The organism is Ancylobacter sp. TS-1, assembly GCF_009223885.1.
Taxonomy (GTDB): Bacteria; Pseudomonadota; Alphaproteobacteria; order Rhizobiales; family Xanthobacteraceae; genus Ancylobacter.
On the sequence record NZ_CP045144.1, the window covers coordinates 970,770 to 989,174 of the forward strand.

The 18,405-nt window shown below is 67.6% G+C and carries 14 protein-coding genes; all 14 read right to left on the bottom strand.

Annotated elements, in window-relative coordinates:
• Positions 1–4: 4 nt before the first annotated feature.
• A complete protein-coding gene (lpxD, locus tag GBB76_RS04755) occupies positions 5–1,069 on the bottom strand; it encodes a UDP-3-O-(3-hydroxymyristoyl)glucosamine N-acyltransferase (RefSeq protein WP_152302232.1) in 1,065 nt (354 codons plus the stop codon).
• A gap of 88 nt (positions 1,070–1,157) precedes the next feature.
• Entirely contained in the window at positions 1,158–3,506 is a 2,349-nt protein-coding gene (gene bamA / locus GBB76_RS04760) for an outer membrane protein assembly factor BamA (protein ID WP_246669041.1), read from the bottom strand.
• Positions 3,507–3,751: 245 nt separating this feature from the next.
• Complete coding sequence (rseP, locus tag GBB76_RS04765; RefSeq protein ID WP_152302233.1) at positions 3,752–4,897, bottom strand: RIP metalloprotease RseP; 1,146 nt, start codon at positions 4,895–4,897, stop codon at positions 3,752–3,754.
• Positions 4,898–5,042: 145 nt separating this feature from the next.
• The gene (locus GBB76_RS04770; protein ID WP_152302234.1) at positions 5,043–5,864 is read right to left on the bottom strand and encodes a phosphatidate cytidylyltransferase; all 822 of its coding nucleotides are present in this window, start codon (positions 5,862–5,864) and stop codon (positions 5,043–5,045) included.
• 4 nt (positions 5,865–5,868) lie between these two features.
• Positions 5,869–6,633 (bottom strand): isoprenyl transferase, encoded by a 765-nt coding sequence (locus GBB76_RS04775; RefSeq protein WP_152304749.1) that lies wholly within the window; start codon positions 6,631–6,633, stop codon positions 5,869–5,871.
• Between the two features lie 46 nt (positions 6,634–6,679).
• Positions 6,680–7,243 (bottom strand): ribosome recycling factor, encoded by a 564-nt coding sequence (gene frr, locus GBB76_RS04780; RefSeq protein ID WP_152302235.1) that lies wholly within the window; start codon positions 7,241–7,243, stop codon positions 6,680–6,682.
• A gap of 116 nt (positions 7,244–7,359) precedes the next feature.
• Positions 7,360–8,094, bottom strand: coding sequence for a UMP kinase (pyrH, locus tag GBB76_RS04785; protein WP_152302236.1), 735 nt, complete (start codon positions 8,092–8,094; stop codon positions 7,360–7,362).
• Between the two features lie 100 nt (positions 8,095–8,194).
• Positions 8,195–9,118: a translation elongation factor Ts gene (tsf, locus tag GBB76_RS04790; protein WP_152302237.1), complete on the bottom strand. Its 924-nt coding sequence runs from the start codon at positions 9,116–9,118 to the stop codon at positions 8,195–8,197.
• Between the two features lie 120 nt (positions 9,119–9,238).
• Positions 9,239–10,237, bottom strand: coding sequence for a 30S ribosomal protein S2 (locus tag GBB76_RS04795; RefSeq protein ID WP_152302238.1), 999 nt, complete (start codon positions 10,235–10,237; stop codon positions 9,239–9,241).
• Positions 10,238–10,444: 207 nt separating this feature from the next.
• Positions 10,445–13,879, bottom strand: coding sequence for a DNA polymerase III subunit alpha (gene dnaE, locus GBB76_RS04800; RefSeq protein WP_152302239.1), 3,435 nt, complete (start codon positions 13,877–13,879; stop codon positions 10,445–10,447).
• 352 nt (positions 13,880–14,231) lie between these two features.
• Entirely contained in the window at positions 14,232–14,687 is a 456-nt protein-coding gene (locus GBB76_RS04805; RefSeq protein ID WP_152302240.1) for a hypothetical protein, read from the bottom strand.
• Between the two features lie 99 nt (positions 14,688–14,786).
• Entirely contained in the window at positions 14,787–15,482 is a 696-nt protein-coding gene (locus tag GBB76_RS04810) for an ABC transporter ATP-binding protein (RefSeq protein ID WP_152302241.1), read from the bottom strand.
• 10 nt (positions 15,483–15,492) lie between these two features.
• Positions 15,493–16,716 (bottom strand): lipoprotein-releasing ABC transporter permease subunit, encoded by a 1,224-nt coding sequence (locus GBB76_RS04815; protein WP_202911204.1) that lies wholly within the window; start codon positions 16,714–16,716, stop codon positions 15,493–15,495.
• Positions 16,717–16,942: 226 nt separating this feature from the next.
• Positions 16,943–18,265, bottom strand: a complete 1,323-nt coding sequence (proS, locus tag GBB76_RS04820) for a proline--tRNA ligase (protein WP_152302243.1) — start codon at positions 18,263–18,265, stop codon at positions 16,943–16,945.
• Positions 18,266–18,405: the final 140 nt, after the last annotated feature.

Genomic DNA, 18,405 nt, shown 5'->3' on the forward strand with positions numbered 1-18,405 from the left:
TCCTTCACTGCCCCTCCTGTCGGCCGCCGGCCGGACGGTCGCCGCGCGCCAGTCGCTGCACGGCCATGACCTCCCGGAACCAGTCGCGCATCGGCTTGGCGGGCGAGCCGCCCCACTCGACGCCCGGCGGCACGTCGTCCTTCACATTGCTCGACGCGGCGATGCGCGCCCCGTCGCCGATATGCACATGGCCGATGACGCCGACCTGCCCGCCCAGCATCACGAAATCGCCGAGAGTCGTGCTGCCGGCGATACCGGTCTGGGACACGATGATGCAGTGACGGCCGACGACGACGTTGTGGGCGATCTGCACGAGGTTGTCGATCTTGGTGCCCTCGCCGATCACCGTGTCGCGCAGCCCCCCGCGGTCTATCGCGGTGCCGGCGCCGATCTCCACGTCGTCCTGAAGTACGACCCGGCCGATCTGCGGCACCTTCGCATGGCCGCGCGCGCCGCCGAGATAGCCGAAGCCGTCCTGCCCGATGCGTGCGCCCGGATGGACGATCACCCGGTCGCCGACGAGGGCATGCAGCAGCGAGGCGCCGGCGCCGATCGAGCAGTCCCGCCCGATGCGCACGCCCGGGCCGATCACCGCGCCGGCCCCGATCACCGTGCCCGCGCCGACCTCGGCGCCCGGGCCGATCACCGCGCCGGGATCGACCGTCACCTCCGCCTCCAGGCGTGCCTGCGGATGCACGATGGCGTCCGAGGCGACGCCGGTCTGACCGAAGACGGAACCGGGCCGCAGGCTGGTCGCGTAGAGCCGGCGGGCAACAGCGACGAAAGCCGCGTGCGGTTTGGCGACCTTGAGGGCCACCGTGCCGGCCGGCACATGGGAGGCATATCGCTCAATGACGAAACAGGCACCAGCGCGCGTGCGGGTCAGATCCGGCACGTGGCGGGCGCCGTCCATGAAGGACAGGTCCGTCGGCCCGGCATCGTCGAGCGCGGCGATTGCGCCGACCGTCCGGGCCGCATCGGCATCGCCCACCGGCGCCGCGCCGACGAGCGTGCATATCTCGCCGACGGTCAGGGGCGCGGGGGCCGGATGAAAGAAAGGATCGCTCATCGCCGCGTGCCGACCGCCGACCTGTTTCCCAAACGCACAAGCGGTCCGGATGACCGGACCGCCGTGCAGCCTATATGGAGGCAGTCTATCAGAAACGCGTGCCGCCGCTGAAGCGGAAGGCCTGGGTTTCGTCGTACGATTCCTTGGACAGCGCCCAGGCATAGTCGAAGCGCAGCGGGCCGAAGGGCGACTGCCAGATCAGACTGACACCGACCGAGGAGCGGATCAGGTCGCTATCGGCGACGCAGACTGCGCCAACTCCATTCTGAGATCCCGCCGGGCAGACTATGTTCGGAGCCCCAACGAACTCAGTCGCGCCCTGATAGTCCCAAAGCGAACCGGCATCCGCGAACACCGCGAACTTAAGGCCGGCGTCCTTCGGCAGGAAGGTGAGCGGGAACTGAACTTCGGCCGTGGTGCCCCAGTAGAGCGTGCCGCCCAGGGCATCATATTCCGGGTCGAACGCATCGCCGGAGGCAAGGTCGCGCGGACCGATGCCGTTCGGGGCGAAGCCGCGAACCAGATCGGGGCCCTTGAAGAAGTTATCGAGAATGCGCAGATCCTCGCCGCCCCACGAGGCCACGTTGCCGGCCTGGCCGCGCAGCATCAGGACGAAGTCGCCGAAGAGCGGCTTGTAGTAGCGGGCGTCGAAGGTCGTGCGCACGAAGTTCACGTCGCCACCGAGGCCGGCGAAGTCCTGCTTCAGTTCGAGCAGATAACCGTTTGTCGGGTCGCGGTTATTGTCGAGCAGGTTGTAGCTCAGCGTATAGCCGACCGACGAGGTGATGGCCGAAACGCCGTTAATTTCGCGTAGCGCCCAGGACACGTCGTCGGTGAGCTCGTCCTCGAGCGAGATGGTGATCTCCTTCTGCGACAGCGTGTAGCGCAGGCCGAGGGTCAACTCGTCGGTGAGCGGCAGGGCGACGCGCAGCGTGCCGCCAGCGGTCTCCGTGTCGTAGGGGCTGTAGCTCGTGGCACTGGTCGACTTCCAGAACAGGTCGAAGCCTGCCGCGACGCGGTAGTCGAGGAAGTACGGCTCGGTGAAGCTGAAATCCACGCCCTGAACGTTCTCGCCGAGCTGGCCGGAGAGGCGCACATACTGGCCGCGACCGAGGAAGTTCTTCTCGGAGATCGAGACTTCGCCGATGAAGCCGTCAGCCGAGGAGTAACCACCCGAGACCGAGAACTCGCCGGTCGGCTGATCCTCAACGGTGACCACCAGGATGATGCGGTCGGGCGCGGTGCCCGGCTCGTTGGTGATCTTCACTTCCTTGAAGTAGCCGAGGTTGCGCAACCGGCGCTCGGCGCGGTCGACCAGCACGCGGTTATAAGCGTCGCCCTCGGCGAGATCGAACTCGCGGCGGATGACCCAATCGCGCGTGCGGGTGTTGCCTCGGATATCGATGCGCTCGATGTAGACGCGCGGACCTTCCTCGACGGCGAAGGTCAGCGAGATGGTGCGGTTCTCGACATTACGGTCGCCGCGCGGACGAACCTGCGCGAAGGCATAACCGCTCTTCGAGACTTCGATGGTGGCGTTCTCGACCGACTTCTCGACCAGCTCCGCATTGTAGACCTGGCCCGGCGACACGCGCAGCGCGTCACGGATGCGGCCGACATCGACGTCCTTGATGCTGGAGGCGATGTCGACGGTGCCGACGCGGTACTGCGCACCCTCGTCGATCGAGAAGGTCAGGATGAAGCCGCCGGTCTTGCGGTCGAGATCGGCCGTCACCGACACGATACGGAAATCGGCATAGCCGTTCTTCAGATAGAAGCGGCGCAGCAGTTCCTGGTCGGTGTTGATGCGGTCGACGTCATAGATGTCGGTGTTCTTGAGCCACGAGAGCCAGTTGGTCTCGGTCGTGGTGATCTCGTCCTTCAGCTTGTAGACCGAGAAGGCCTTGTTGCCGACGAAACGGATCTCAGACACGCCGAGCTTTTCGCCCTCGGTGATCTCGAAGACGAGGTCCACGCGACCCTGGCCACGATCGATGGTCTTCGGCACGACCCGCACATCGTAGCGGCCGGCGCGATGATAGACGTCGATGATGCGCTGGGTGTCGGCCTGGACGGTGGTCTTCGACAGCGGCGCGCGCGCCTTGGACTGCACCTCGAGTGAGAGCTGGTCGTCCTTGACCTTCTTGTTGCCCTCGAAGGCGACGCGATTGATCACCTCGTTCTCGACGACGTTCACGACCAGACGGCCACCCCGGCTGCTGATCGTCACGTCGGAAAACAGGCCGGTCGCGTAGAGCGCCTTCAGCGCCTCGTCGATCTTGGCCGGGGTCAAGGACTGGCCCGGGGCGGTCTGGAAATAGGAGCGGATGGTCTCGGCATCGACGCGGCGGTTGCCCTCGACGACGATGGAACTGGCCGACTGCGCGACAGCAACCCCAGAGACGGCAACGGATCCGGCAACACCCGCGACAGCCATCAGCGTAACCACACCGATGACCGACGCCATTTTACTCACGAACCGGAAACGAGCCATTTGGTGCGCAACCTTACCGTTGTTCTGGGAAGACCCCGAAGGCGTGCCAATGGACACGCACGCGGAGTCGATCCTCACCCTGCACTCCGTTTGATACAGACTTTTGAAGAGCCTGCAAACCGAACGGGCCGCACTTAACGCCTTTTCCTGCCGGCGTGGCGCCTCGGCAACGCCACCCCGATTCAGGATCAAGATTTTGATATATTGAGGATATCGTTCCACGTTGCAAACAACATCAGCATCAAAACGAGCGCCAGACCGATGCGGAAGCCCACCTCCTGCGCCCGGGCGCTGAGCGGGCGTCCGCGCAGGGCCTCGATGGCATAGAAAAGCAGGTGTCCACCGTCGAGTAGCGGTACCGGAAAGAGGTTAAGAAGTCCGATCGACACCGACAGAACCGCGGCAAGTTGCAGCAGCGCGGCCACGCCGAAGGTGGCGACCTGGCCGGAAACCTGCGCAATGCGGATCGGCCCGCCGAGCTGATCGGCGGATTCGCGCCCCGTCACCACGCCGCCGAGATAGTTGAAGGTGCGGTCGACGATGAACCACACCTCGCGAGTCGCCATGCCGACGGCCTCGACCGGGCCGAATCGCTCGGTGCGCACCTGCCCGCCGCTGGTGTTGCGCGAAATGCCGAGCACGCCGATGCGATGGACATTGCCGAAGGTGTCAGTCACCTCGCGCAGGTCGGGCGTCGCCTCGACGGTGAGTCGCTGTCCGCCGCGCTCGATTTCCACGGCGAGCTTGCGCTCGGCGTTGACGCTGACGACGCGCTGCATGTCGCCGAAGGAACCGATCGGCTCGCCGTCGATCGACAGAATCACGTCGTTGGGCTGGAAGCCGGCGCGCTCGGCCGCGCTGCCCGCCTGCACCGCGTCCACCTGCGGCGTCGTCACCTGACGGCCGACCGTCATGAACAGGCCGGCGAAAATCACGATCGCCAGAATGAAATTGGCGATGGGACCGGCCGCGACGATGGCGGCGCGGGCGCCCACCGGCTTGTGGAAGAAGCTCTCGCGCCGGTCGGTCTCGCTCATCTGGTCGAGCGCACCATGGTCGGGCGTGCTGGCGGCGTTCTCGTCGCCGAGGAACTTCACATAGCCGCCGAGCGGAATCGCCGAGATTCGCCACCGCGTGCCGTGCCGGTCGTTGAAGCCCGCCAGCTCGGGGCCGAAACCGATCGAGAAGGCCACCACCTTCACGCCGGCGCGGCGCGCGACCCAGAAATGGCCGAGCTCGTGGAAGAAGACGACGATCGTCAGCACGAAGAGGAACGGCACGACATAGCCGAGCAGCCAGCTCGCAGTGCCGCCCATCGAGGCGAGAAATTCCATCAGCATGTTCCCAGACGGCAGCGCCGGTCGGCGCGACCCATGATGCATAAGCAGGCTTTAAGGCGAACTTGGGCAAAGCCGGCACGATAGCGCAAGGGCGAAGGACCGGGCGAAGAGGTCGCAGCCCCCTGCCCGTCCGGCGGCATCACCATAGCAGGAGACCGCGCACCGGCGCCTCCGGGTCGCGGACGAGCCCGATCAGCAGCGCCAGCGCGGCGGCGGCGACCAGACCGTCGAGCCGGTCCATGAAGCCGCCATGGCCGGGAATGAGCGCGCTCGAATCCTTCACGCCGAAATGCCGCTTCATGGAGGATTCGAAAAGGTCGCCCCCCTGGCTCGCCACGCTGGCCAGCAGCGCCACCGGCGCGGCCAGAAGCGCCGTGTCCACGCCGGCGACATGGAGCGTCGCCATGCCGGCGAGGGTGGCGCAGAAGGTGCCGCCGACCGCGCCGGACCAGGTCTTGTTCGGGCTGACGCGCGGCCACAGCTTCGGCCCGCCGATCAGCCGCCCGCAGAAATAGGCGGCGATGTCGGTCGCCCACACCACGGCGAACAGCCAGATCAGGGCGACGAGCCCCAGTTCGGCCTCGTCGCGCAGAATCGCCACCGGAAGCGCCAGCGCACCCGCATAGAGCACGCCGAGCGGCGACCACAGCCGCCGCTCCCGCCCGCCGCGCGCGATCAACGCCGAGGCGATGGCGCCCAGGACGACGATCGCGATGGCGACAGGGGCGGGCCGGACCGCCAGCATCGCCAGTGCGAACAACAGCGAGGCGCCCCCGACCGCGAGCAGCAGGGCGTTCGGCTTCGCCGCGACCATGCGTAGCCACTCCCACAGCAGAATCAGCGCGGCGGCGGCCACCAGCAGGGTAAAGGGCCAGCCGCCCCATATCACCGCCAGCAGGGCAATGGGCGCCATCACCAGAGCCGAGCAGAGACGCGGCAGGAAGTCGGCTCCGATCCTCAACAGCTCAGCTTTCGCCCGGAGCGACACCGCCGAAGCGACGGTCCCGTCCGCCAAATTCGGCCAGAGCCCGCTCCAGCCAGGAGCGGTCGAAGTCGGGCCAGTAGACGGGCAGGAACACCAGCTCGGCATAGGCCGCCTGCCAGAGCAGGAAATTCGACAGCCGCTGCTCGCCGCTGGTGCGGATCATCAGGTCGAGCGGGGGCAGCCCGGCCGTGTCGAGCGTCTCGCCGAACCGCTCGGGCGTGATGTCTTCCGGCTTCAGCAGGCCGGCGGCGACCTGCCGGGCGAGTTCCTGCGCGGCGCGGACGATCTCGTTACGCGAACCGTAGTTGAACGCCACGGTCAGCAGCACGCCGGTATTGTCGCGGGTGAGCGCCTGCGCCTCGTCGAGCAGGCGCTGCACTTCTGAATCGGTGGGATGCCCCTCTCCGATGATGCGCAGCCGGACATTCTTGGCGTGGAGTTCCTGAAGGTCGGAGCGGATGAAGCGCTTGAGCAGCCCCATCAGCTCGCCGATTTCCTTCTGCGGGCGCGACCAGTTCTCGCTGGAGAAGCTGTAGAGGGTCAGCGCCTCAATGCCGAGTTCCTGGGCTGCGGCGACCGTGCGCCGCACCGCCTCGGCGCCGCGCCGATGGCCCTCGAAACGGGGAAGACCGTGGCTCTGCGCCCAGCGGCCGTTTCCATCCATGATGATCGCGACGTGACGCGGCGCCGGAAGGGGCGATGCCGTCCCCCGCGCTTCGGTCTTTATGGCGGCACCGGCTGGCACGCCAAGCCTCGCAATGTTCACGGAGCCCCCCTTCGGCGCCCGAACGTCAGACCGCAAGGATTTCCTTTTCCTTGCTGGACAGCACCTGATCGATTTCCGAGATCGACTGGTCCGTCGCCTTCTGCACCTGATCGGCGAGGCGATCCAGATCGTCGGAGCTCATCTCCCCATCCTTCTCCGCCTTCTTGAGCGAATCGAGGCCGTCGCGACGGACATGGCGCACGGAGACGCGCGCCGCTTCCGCATATTTGTGGGCAACCTTGACCAATTCCTGGCGGCGGTCCTGCGTCAGCTCGGGAATCCGCACGCGCAGCACCTGCCCCTCGGTCTGCGGGTTGAGGCCGAGATTGGAGTCGCGGATCGCCTTCTCGACGGCCGAGACCATGCCGCGGTCCCAGACCTGCACCGACAGAAGGCGCGGCTCCGGCACGTTGACCGACGCCACCTGGTTCAGCGGCATGTGGCTGCCATAGGCGTCGACCTGGATCGGCTCCAGCAGGCTCGCCGAGGCGCGCCCGGTGCGCAGCCCCGAAAGCTCCTGCTTGAGGACGGCGATGGCGCCCTGCATGCGGCGCTTGAGATCGGAAATGTCGATCGGACCAGAACTCATGACGAACCTCGTTCAACTATGTGCCCGGCGCGAGGCCGAAAGCCGCCCGTTGCCGGGCTTATCCAACCTAACGGCAGCCGTGGCAAGCGCCCTGCCGGACGCCCGCCGCCGGAACGCTACGGGGCGACCGTGGTCGCCCGTCCCTCGCCGCGAATGGCCGAGGCGATTGCCCCCGCCTCGCGGATCGAGAACACGATGATCGGCAGCTTTGCCTCACGCGCAAGAGCGAAGGCGGCGGCGTCCATCACCTTGAGGTCCTTCGCCAGTGCCTCGTCATGCGTCAGGCGCTCATAGCGCCGCGCAGTCGGGTCGAGCTTGGGATCGGCGGTATAGACGCCGTCGACATTGGTCGCCTTCATCACCGCGTCACATTCCAGCTCGGCGGCGCGCAGCACGGCGCCGGTGTCGGTGGTGAAATAGGGATTGCCGGTGCCGCCGGCCAGCAGAACGACGCGCCCGCGCGCCAGGTGGCGCGAGGCGGTCTGGCGGGCATAGGGCTCGCAGATCGTCGGCATCGGAATGGCGGAGAGCGTGCGCGCCGGGCTGCCGGCCTGCTCGACCGCCTTCTCCAGCGCCAGCGCGTTCATCACGGTGGCCAGCATGCCCATGTGGTCGGCGGTGGCGCGGTCGAGCCCCTGCCCCGCCACGCTGGCGCCGCGCAGGATGTTGCCGCCGCCCACCACAACGGCGATCTCCGCGCCGGTGGACTTGGCCTCGACGAGGTCCTGGGCGATGCGCTCGATGGTCGGCCAGTGCAGGCCGAAGGGCTCGGTGCCCATCAATGCCTCACCCGAGACCTTCACCAGCACGCGCCCATAGGCGACTTCATTGCGGTCGGGCGCGGTCGGCATGGGGCACCTCTGAACTTGGCGCGATTCGCAATCGCGCACAGTAAAACACGCCGGGCTGCCCTCGGGCGGCCCGGCGCGGATTTATCAACGCCGGAAAAGGTCAGACGCCAGCAGCGGCGGCGACTTCGGCGGCGAAGTCGCTTTCCTGCTTCTCGACGCCTTCACCCAGGCCGAAGCGCACGAAGGCGACCAGCTTGACCGGCGCGCCGACCTTGCCTTCGCTCTCCTTCACCGCCTGGGCGACGGTCTTGGAGGGGTCGTGGATGAAGGCCTGCTCGACCAGCGTGACTTCCTTGTAGAAGGTCTTGAGGCCGCTCTCGACGATCTTCTCGACCACGTTCTCCGGCTTGCCGGAAGCCTTGGCCTTCTCGGACAGCACGGCACGCTCGCGGGCCACGACGTCCGGCTCAATGCCGGCGGCGTCGAGCGCCTGCGGGTTGGCGGCAGCCACATGCATGGCGATCTGGCGGCCGAGCGCGGCGAGTTCGTCGGCCTTGCCGGTCGACTCGAGCGCGACCAGCACACCGATCTTGCCGAGGCCCTCGCCCACCGAGCCGTGCACATAGGAGCCGATGACGCCCGTCGACACTTCCAGCTTCTTGGAGCGGCGCAGGTTCATGTGCTCGCCAATGGTGGCGACCGCGCTGTTGATCGCGTCGGTCACGGTGGCGCCGGCCGGGTAGGCCGCAGCCTTGACCGCGTCGACGTCGTCCGCGGCGCCCAGAGCCACGGTGGCGATGTCGCGCACGAGCTGCTGGAACTGCTCGTTGCGGGCCACGAAGTCGGTCTCGGAGTTCACCTCGACGACGACGCCCTTGCCGCCGCTGACGGCGATGCCGATCAGGCCCTCGGCGGCGACGCGGCCGGCCTTCTTGGCGGCCTTGGCAAGGCCCTTCTTGCGCAGCCAGTCGACAGCCGCCTCGATGTCGCCGTCGACCTCGTTAAGCGCGGCCTTGCAGTCCATCATGCCGGCGCCAGTCTTGTCGCGCAGTTCCTTCACCAGGGCAGCGGTGATGTTGGCCATGTTCGATCCCTCAAAAGATCCCGTAGTTCATTCGAAGACACGGCCGGCCGGAGGGTTCCGGGCCGGCCGCGCGATGCCATGCTTGGTGTCACATCGTGACACCTTCGCGAAGGTGAGCGATCACTCGACCTCGGCGGTCAGTTCCTTCGCCTGGGCAACCCAGCCGTCGACGCGGCCCGGCAGGCCGACTTCCTCGCCGAGGCGATGCGCGTCGGCGGCGTTCAGGCCGGCGATCTGCGAATAGTGGAAGATGCCGAGATCGGTCAGCTTCTTCTCAATCGCCGGCGACACGCCGGTGAGCTTCTTCAGGTCGTCGGCGATGCCGCGCGGACCCGACAGCGGCTCGAGGCTCGTCCACACGGTCTCGGCCGGCAGTTCCTCGACCAGCGGGGCCTCGGAGGCGCCGACGTCGATGCCGAGATCGCCCTGGGCGCGGCCGATGCCGTCGATGGCGGCACGGGCGACGAGGTCGCAATAGAGGTTGATGGCGCGGCCGGCGTCGTCATTGCCGGGAACCGGGAAGGCGATGCCGTCCGGATCGCAATTGGTGTCGAGGATGGCCGCGACCGGAATGCCAAGGCGGCGGGCCTCGGCGACGGCCAGGTCTTCCTTGTTGGTGTCGATCACGAACAGCAGGTCGGGAATGCCGCCCATGTCGCGAATGCCGCCAAGCGCGCGATCGAGCTTTTCCTTCTCGCGCTGGAGCGTCAGGCGCTCCTTCTTGGTGTAGCCGACACCCTCGCCGGCCGCGAGCAGCTCTTCGAGCTTCTTCAGGCGGGCGATGGAGTGGGAAATGGTCTTCCAGTTGGTCAGCATGCCGCCGAGCCAGCGGGAGTTCACATAGTACTGGGCCGAACGCTTGGCGGCATCCGCCACGGCATCGGCCGCCTGACGCTTGGTGCCGACGAAAAGCACGCGGCCGCCGCGGGCCACGGTGTCGGACACCGCCTGCAGGGCGCGATGCAGCGCCGGCACGGTCTGGGCCAGGTCGAGAATGTGGATGTTGTTGCGGGTGCCGAAGATGAACGGGGCCATCTTCGGGTTCCAGCGGTGGGACTGATGCCCGAAGTGCACGCCAGCTTCAAGGAGCTGGCGCATGGAGTAGTCAGGAAGCGCCATTGTCGTCTCTCGTCCGGTTGAGCCTCCGCGGACATGGCCGTGCCGAGGGATTTCGGTCACGGCACCGGAGCGGCCGATGGGCGCCTTTCGCATGGAAACGACAAAGGGAGCCCGGCCGCGAGTCCGCGTGCGGAATGGCGCGGCTTATAGGGGAAGCGGCCTTTGGTGACAAGCCCGGCCCGAAAACGGCCCGGCAACGATGGCGGCTCAGGCCATCTCCACCATCTCGACGCCGGGCACCGCCTTCATGGCCCCGGCGATCTGCGGCGACAGGCTGTAGCGGCCGGGCAGCTTCACCTCGACCTCGGTCTCCCCGCGCGCGCCGAGCAGCAGCACCAGCGCCACCTCGCCGTCCCCGCGCCCGCCGGACAGCGAGCCGAGCCGCGACGCCACGCTCTCCAGCGGATCGGGCGAACGCACGAAGATGCGCATGCCCTTCTGCATCTTGGAGGCGGCCTGGTCGAGCGGCTCGGCCGTCTGGATGCGCGCGCGCACATCCTCGCCCTGCATCTCGGCGGAAACCTGAAGCAGCAGCGCGGTGCCCGGCTCCAGCAGCTCGCGGAACTGCGCCAGCGCCTCGGAGAACAGCACCGCCTCGAACTGGCCGGAAGGATCCGACAATCCGACGATGCCCATCTTGTTGCCGGTCTTGGTGCGCCGCTCCTGCCGGCTGACCACCGTCGCCGCGAGGCGCCCCGCGATGGAGCCGGCGCGCACCGAGCGGGTGAAGTCGGTCCAGCGCTGCACGCGCAGCCGCTCCAGCGCCTTGCCGTAATCGTCGAGCGGGTGGCCGGTCAGGAAGAAGCCGATGGCGTCGTATTCGCGCTGGAGCTTCTCGGCCGGCAGCCAGGGCGCGGCGTTGGGAAGCGGCAGATCCGCCGCCTCGGCCGGCCCGCCGAACATGTTCCACTGGCCCGACGCCACCTCGGCGCCCACCGAGGCGGCATGGGCGAGGATAGAATCGATCGCCGCCGACGCCCGGGCGCGGTTCTTCTCCAGCACGTCGAAGGCGCCGGCATTGACGAGGCTTTCCATCGTCCGCTTGTTCAGCGCCTTGGCGTTGATGCGGGCGGCGAAGTCCGAGAGGCTGGCGAAGGGGCGGTCCCCCCGCGCCTCGACGATGGCGTCGACCGCATGCACGCCCACGCCCTTGATGGCGGCGAGCGCGTAGAGGATGCGCCCGTCCTTCACCGCGAATTCGCGGCCGGAATGGTTGACCGAGGGCGGCACCACCTCGATGCCGAGGCGCTGCGCCTCCTGGCGGAATTCCGCCAGCTTGTCGGTGTTGCCCATGTCGAGCGTCATCGACGCGGCGAGGAACTCGGTCGCGTAATTCGCCTTCATATAGGCGGTCTGGTAGGCGACCAGCGCATAGGCGGCCGCGTGGCTCTTGTTGAAGCCGTAGTCCGCGAACTTGGCCAGCAGGTCGAAGATCTCCGACGCCTTGGCCTTCGGCACGTCGCGTTCCACCGCGCCGGTGACGAAGCGCTCACGCTGCTTGTCCATCTCGGCGCGGATCTTCTTGCCCATGGCGCGGCGCAGCAGGTCGGCTTCGCCGAGCGAATAGCCCGACAGCGTCTGCGCGATCTGCATCACCTGTTCCTGGTAGATGATGACGCCGTAGGTCTCCTTCAGGCTGCCTTCCAGCGCGGGGTGGGCGTAGGCGGCCTTCTCCTGCCCGTTCTTGACCGCGCAATAGACCGGGATGTTTGCCATGGGGCCGGGGCGGTAGAGCGCCACCAGCGCGATGATGTCTTCCAGCCGGTCCGGCTTCATGTCGACCAGCGCGCGCCGCATGCCCGCGCTTTCCACCTGGAACACGCCGACCGTCTCGCCGCGCGTCAGCATGGCGTAGGTCTTGGGATCGTCGAGAGGGATGGTCGACAGGTCGAGCGCGATGCCGCGCTGGGCGACGAGGCGCACCGCCGTCTGCAGGACGGTCAGGGTCTTGAGGCCGAGGAAGTCGAACTTCACCAGCCCGGCCTGCTCGACCCATTTCATGTTGTACTGCGTCACCGGCATGTCCGAGCGCGGGTCTCGGTACAGCGGCACGAGCCTCGCCAGCGGCCGGTCGCCGATGACGATGCCGGCGGCATGGGTCGAGGCGTGGCGGTTCAGCCCCTCAAGCCGTGTCGCGATGTCGAAGGCGCGCTTGACCACCGGGTTGGCGTCGCTCTCGGCCTGCAGGCGCGGTTCGTCGCCGATGGCCTGCTTGAGCGTGACCGGATTGGCCGGGTTCTGCGGCACCAGCTTGCACAGCTTGTCGACCTGGCCGTAGGGCATTTCCAGCACACGGCCGACGTCGCGCAGCACGCCGCGTGCCTGCAACGTACCGAAGGTGATGATCTGCGCCACCTGATCGCGCCCGTAGCGCTGCTGGACGTAGCGGATCACCTCGTCGCGCCGCTCCTGGCAGAAGTCGATGTCGAAGTCGGGCATCGACACGCGCTCGGGGTTGAGGAAGCGCTCGAACAGCAGCCCGAAGCGCAGCGGGTCGAGATCGGTGATGGTGAGCGAATAGGCCACCAGCGAACCCGCGCCCGAGCCACGGCCCGGCCCCACCGGAATGCCCTGCGCCTTCGCCCATTTGATGAAGTCCGAAACGATGAGGAAATAGCCGGGAAACTTCATCTTCTCGATGATGGACAGCTCGAAGGCGAGCCGGTCCTCATAGTCCTTTTCCGTCAGCTCCGGCGCCGGGCCATGCACGGAAAGGCGATGACGCAGCCCCTCCTCCGCCTGCAGGCGGAGCTCCTCCGCCTCGTCGCGGTCGAGCGTGAAGCGCGGCAGGATCGGCTTCACCGTGCGCGGGCGCCAGGCGCAGCGTCGGGCGATCTCCACCGTGTTGGCCAGCGCCTCCGGCAGGTCGGCGAAGATCGTCGCCATCTCGGCGCGGGTGCGGAAGCGGTGCTCGGGGGTGAGCTGGCGGCGGTCGGGCTCGGCGACCAGCCGGCCCTCGGCGATGCAGATCAGCGCGTCATGCGCCTCATAGTCGTCCTGGCTGGCGAAGAACGGCTCGTTGGCGGCCACCAGCGGCAGTTCGAGGCGGTAGGCCAGATCGACCAGCGCCGGCTCGACGCGCCGCTCCTCGGCGACGCCGTGCCGCTGGATCTCGACATAGAGCCGGTCGCCGAACAGCCCGGAGAGCGCGGCGAGGCGCTGCTCGGCCAGATCCGGGCTGCCGGCCGCGAGCGCCCTGTCGATGGGGCCGCCGGGGCCCCCGGTCAGCGCGATCAGCCCGTCGGCGCGGCCGGTCAGCCAGTCGAGCTTGATGTGAGGGGTGCCGTCCGCCGCAGTGTCGAGGAAGGAGCGCGAGACGAGCTCCATCAGGTTCTTCCAGCCCTCCTCGTTCGCCGCGAGCAGGACGAGGCGCGGGCGCTCGGCACCGGCCGGGCCGCGTGGGGCCGGGCCGGGAAAGTCCACCGCCAGCGAGCAGCCGAGTATGGGCTGTATGCCGCTGCCGGCCATCTTCTCGGAGAATTCCAGCGCGCCGAACAGGTTGCCCGTGTCGGTGAGCGCGATGGCGGGCTGGCGGTCCTTCTTGGCGAGATCGGCCAGCTTGCCGATGGAGAGCGCGCCCTCCAGCAGCGAGAAGGAGGAATGCACGTGCAGGTGAACGAAACCGACGTCTGTCTCAGCCATGTCCGTTCTCCCGCGACTCACACCGGGCCATGGTGGGCACTCGGCGCGGGGGCGTCCAGACGCGCGGACGACTCCTCCCCGCTGTCCTCAGGCCCCGGAAGCCTCAGACGCCGGTGATGACGCCGGCCCAGATGCCGATCATGGCGATGAACAGACCGATGGACGCGAGTGCGGCGGCTTCCTGTACGAAGATGCGGATCATGGCGACCTCCCTTGGAACATAGAGAGAACATTACCCCCGCAATCCCCAGAGTCCAGCAATGTTCTTCTTTCGTTCCGTTTCATGGTTGACGATTCGAAAACGCGCACGACGCGCAGCCGGGACGGGGAATCGCCGGGCGGCAGGCGCGCCTCAGGCCAGCCGCGGCGGCCAGACGATGTCGAGCCGCACGACCAGCACGTCGTCTTCCTTCAGCACCACCGCGTCGCAGCGGGCCGCCCGCCCGCCCGTGGCGGCGTGGAAATGCGGCAGGTCGCGCGTGGGGATCTCGCCGATCCGGGCATTGTCGATCTGGATCAGCATCGCCACCAGCTCGCCTGCGGGCGTGAGCGAAGGCTGCAATTCGGCCACGCGCTCCTCACCCATCTCGGTAGGGCGGCGCCCGGCGATGCGCGCCAGAGCCGGCTGGTGCGCGTCGGTGCCGGCGATGGCGTAGTCGAACGAGCCGTCACCCGACAGGGCGGGCGCGGCGCTCTGCGTCGCGACGCGCTGGCCGACCCAGCGCATCAGCACCATCAGCACCACCGCCACGGCGACGCCGCCCGCAAGCAGCGTCATATGATCGGCCTCGAACAGGTGATCCAGCATGGCGGTGACTCGCTCGTGACGCGACCGAACCAACATACATGATAATACCGCCTGCGAACGTCCCGCGAGGCGACTTGTCCGCCGTGGCGATGCCGGCGCTCAGCGCAGCTCGACCACGTGCCCTTCCTGCAGCGTGACGCGCCGGTGCATCCGGCCCGCCAGCTCCAGATTATGGGTGGCGATCACCGCGGCAAGCCCGGTCGCCTCGACGAGTTGCGACAGCGCGTGGAAGACGTGGTCGGCCGTATGCGGGTCGAGATTGCCGGTCGGCTCGTCGGCGAGCAGCACGCGCGGCGCGTTGGCCACCGCACGGGCGATGGCGACGCGCTGCTGTTCGCCGCCGGAGAGTTCGCCGGGCCGGTGGTCGAGCCGCTTGGCAAGGCCGAGATAGCCCAGCAGTTCGGCCGCGCGGGCCGCCGCCTCGCGGCGCGACAGGCCGCGGATCATCTGCGGCAGCATGACGTTCTCCTGCGCCGAGAATTCCGGCAGCAGGTGGTGGAACTGATAGACGAAGCCGACATCGACGCGGCGGATGCGGGTGCGGTCGGCGTCCGGCAGGCCGGCGGTCGCCTTGCCGCCGATATAGACCTCGCCGGCGTCCTGATGCTCCAGCAGGCCGGCAATGTGCAGCAGTGTCGACTTGCCGGTGCCGGACGGCGCCACCAGCGCCACCGACTGCCCCTCCATGACGGTGAAGTCGGCACCGCGCAGGATTTCGAGCCTGTCCTCGCCCTGGGAGTAGCCGCGTTCGACCTTCTCCAGCCGAAGCGCCGCCTGCGGGGATGAAAGGGACACGGCTCGCCTCCTATTCGTAGCGCAGCGCTTCCACCGGATCGAGACGCGCGGCGCGCCAGGACGGGTAGAGCGGGGCCAGGAAGGACAGGACGAGCGCCATCAGCACGACGGTCGCGGTCTCGCCGGCGTTCATCTCGGCCGGCAGGCGGCTGAGATAATAAAGCTCCGGCGAGAAAAGCTCGGTCGCCGTCAGCCAGGAGATGAACTGGCGGATTTCCTCGACGTTCAGGCAGACCAGCAGCCCGAGCAGGAACCCGGCGAGCGTGCCGACCACGCCGATGGCGGCGCCGGTGACGAGGAAGACGCGCATGATCGCCCCGCGCGTCGCGCCCATGGTGCGCAGGATGCCGATGTCGCGGCCCTTGTCCTTCACCAGCATGTTGAGGCCGGAGACGATGTTGAACGCCGCCACCACGACGATCAGCGTCAGGATCAGGAACATCACGTTGCGCTCGACCTGCAGCGCGTTGAAGAAGGTCGCGTTTCGCTGTCGCCAGTCGACGATGTAGATCGGTCGCCCGGCCGCCGCCTGCACCGCCGAGCGGTAGCTCTCGATGGCGTCGGGATTGTCGGTGTAGACCTCGATGGCGGTAACGTCGCCATCCTTGTTGAAATAGGCCTGGCTCTCGGCCAGCGGCATGAAGACGAAGGCGCTGTCATATTCCGACATGCCGATCTCGAACACCGCCGCGATCTTGTAGACCTTGATGCGCGGCGTCGTGCCCATCGGCGTCACCGCGCCGCGCGGGGCGACGAGGGTGAGATTGTCGCCCGCCTGGAGCGAAAGCTGGTCGGCCAGCCGCTTGCCGATGGCGACGCCCGAGCCCTCGTCGAAACCGTCGAGCGTGCCCTGGCGGATATTGGAGCCGATCGCCGGCAGTTCCCGCAGGTCCTTCTCGGAAAGGCCGCGCACCAGCACGCCGCCGGCACTGAATGCGGAGGAGGCCAGCGCCTGCCCTTCCACCAGCGGCACGGCGAACTTGATGCCCGGCACGCCGGCGATGCGCTGCGCCACCGCCTCGTAGTCGGTCAGCGGGCCGTCGATCGGCTGCACCAGCATGTGGCCGTTGAGGCCGAGGATCTTCGACAGCAGCTCGGTGCGGAAGCCGTTCATGACCGCCATGACGATGATCAGCGTCGCCACGCCCAGCATGATGCCGAGGAAGGAGAAGCCGGCGATGACCGAGATGAAGCCTTCCTTGCGGCGGGCGCGCAGATAGCGCAGCGACAGCATCCACTCGAAGGCGCTGAAGGGGCGTGAGCCCGACGGCTCGTCGGCGGCGTGCGCCTGCGCTGCCTTCACCCGACGCGCCTCGGTCCGTCCCGCCATGCTTGCTCCGCCGCGCGCCTCGCCATGCCGGTCATTTTCCGGCCTGCGTCTGTGGACCTGCACTTGTAGTCCCGCCCGTGTCGAAAGTCGGGCAGGCCGGAAGCACTAGCGCAGATTCGCCCGCCGCTGTTCAACCCGTGATCCGCGCGATGGCCTCGGAGATCGGCAGCGACTCGCGCGAACCGTCGGCCCGGCGCTTGAGCTCGACCGAGCCAGTGGCCAGTCCCTTCGGCCCGACGATGATCTGCCAGGGCAGGCCGATCAGGTCGGCGGTGGCGAATTTCGAGCCGGGGCGCTCCTCGGTGTCGTCGTACAGCACGTCGATGTTGCGCGCGCCAAGCTCGGCATAGATCGCCTCGCAGGCGGCGTCCGTCGCGGCATCGCCGGCCTTGAGGTTGAGCAGGCCGACCCGGAACGGCGCGATCTCCTCCGGCCAGATGATGCCGTTCTCGTCGTGCGAGGCCTCGATGATGGCGGCAGCCAGCCGCGAGGGGCCGATGCCGTAGGAGCCCATATGCACGGGACGCTCGACGCCGTCCGGCCCCGTTACCCTGGCGCCCATCGGCTCGGAGTATTTGGTGCCGAAATAGAAGATGTGGCCGACTTCGATGCCGCGCGCGGACAGGCGCTGGCCGTCCGGAATCGCCGCGAAGGCGGCCTCGTCGTGCTTCTCCTCGGTGGCGGCGTAGAGGCTGGTCCAGCTGTCGACGATGGACTGGAGCTGCGCCGGATCGCGGAAATCGACATCGCTGCCGGGCGTCGCCTTGCCAAGATAGTCGGCGTGGCAGAAGACCTGGCTCTCGCCGGTCGAGGCGAGGATGATGAATTCGTGGCTGTGATTGCCGCCGATCGGGCCGGTATCCGCCACCATCGGGATCGCCTTGAGGCCGAGCCGCTCGAAGGTGCGCAGATAAGCGACGAACATGCGATTATAGGCGACGACCGCGCTTTCGAAGTCGAGATCGACCGAATAGGCGTCCTTCATCAGGAATTCGCGCGAGCGCATGACTCCGAAGCGCGGGCGCACCTCGTCGCGGAACTTCCACTGGATATGGTAGAGGTTGAGCGGCAGGTCCTTGTAGGACTTCACATAGGCGCGGACGATCTCGGTCAGCATCTCCTCATTGGTCGGCCCGAAGAGCATGTCGCGCTCGTGCCGGTCCTTGATGCGCAGCATCTCCTTGCCGTAGTCGTCGTAGCGCCCGCTTTCGCGCCAGAGCTCGGCCGACTGGATGGTCGGCATCAGGATCTCGATGGCGCCGGAGCGGTTCTGTTCCTGGCGGACGACGTTGCAGATCTTGTCCAGCACGCGCTTGCCGAGCGGCAGCCACGCATAGATGCCGGCGCTCTCCTGCCGGATCATGCCGGCGCGCAGCATCAGGCGGTGCGAGACGATTTCCGCTTCCTTCGGCACTTCGCGGAGGATGGGAAGAAAGTAGCGGGACAGACGCATGGGCGGAAACTCACGATTCGGCCGGAACGGAGGCGCGGCGGTGCTGGCGGAGTGAAACCGGATCGGTCGGCAAAAGACAAGCCCTTGCGCACCGCACGCCCGCCGCGCTGCCCGAAACTCAGGCGGGAGCGCACAATTCA

What these genes read in the sequence shown, in the direction of transcription:
- frr (WP_152302235.1), bottom strand. Translation starts at nt 7,243, where the DNA reads ATGAGTTCTGGTCCGATCGACATTTCCGATCTCAAGCGCCGCATGCAG.
- rseP (WP_152302233.1), bottom strand. Translation starts at nt 4,897, where the DNA reads ATGGAATTTCTCGCCTCGATGGGCGGCACTGCGAGCTGGCTGCTCGGC.
- pyrH (WP_152302236.1), bottom strand. Translation starts at nt 8,094, where the DNA reads ATGCCGACCGCGCCCGACCGCAATGAAGTCGCCTATGGGCGCGTGCTG.
- bamA (WP_246669041.1), bottom strand. Translation starts at nt 3,506, where the DNA reads ATGGCTGTCGCGGGTGTTGCCGGATCCGTTGCCGTCTCTGGGGTTGCT.
- dnaE (WP_152302239.1), bottom strand. Translation starts at nt 13,879, where the DNA reads ATGGCTGAGACAGACGTCGGTTTCGTTCACCTGCACGTGCATTCCTCC.
- GBB76_RS04805 (WP_152302240.1), bottom strand. Translation starts at nt 14,687, where the DNA reads ATGCTGGATCACCTGTTCGAGGCCGATCATATGACGCTGCTTGCGGGC.
- GBB76_RS04815 (WP_202911204.1), bottom strand. Translation starts at nt 16,716, where the DNA reads ATGCTGTCGCTGCGCTATCTGCGCGCCCGCCGCAAGGAAGGCTTCATC.
- GBB76_RS04795 (WP_152302238.1), bottom strand. Translation starts at nt 10,237, where the DNA reads ATGGCGCTTCCTGACTACTCCATGCGCCAGCTCCTTGAAGCTGGCGTG.
- tsf (WP_152302237.1), bottom strand. Translation starts at nt 9,118, where the DNA reads ATGGCCAACATCACCGCTGCCCTGGTGAAGGAACTGCGCGACAAGACT.
- lpxD (WP_152302232.1), bottom strand. Translation starts at nt 1,069, where the DNA reads ATGAGCGATCCTTTCTTTCATCCGGCCCCCGCGCCCCTGACCGTCGGC.
- proS (WP_152302243.1), bottom strand. Translation starts at nt 18,265, where the DNA reads ATGCGTCTGTCCCGCTACTTTCTTCCCATCCTCCGCGAAGTGCCGAAG.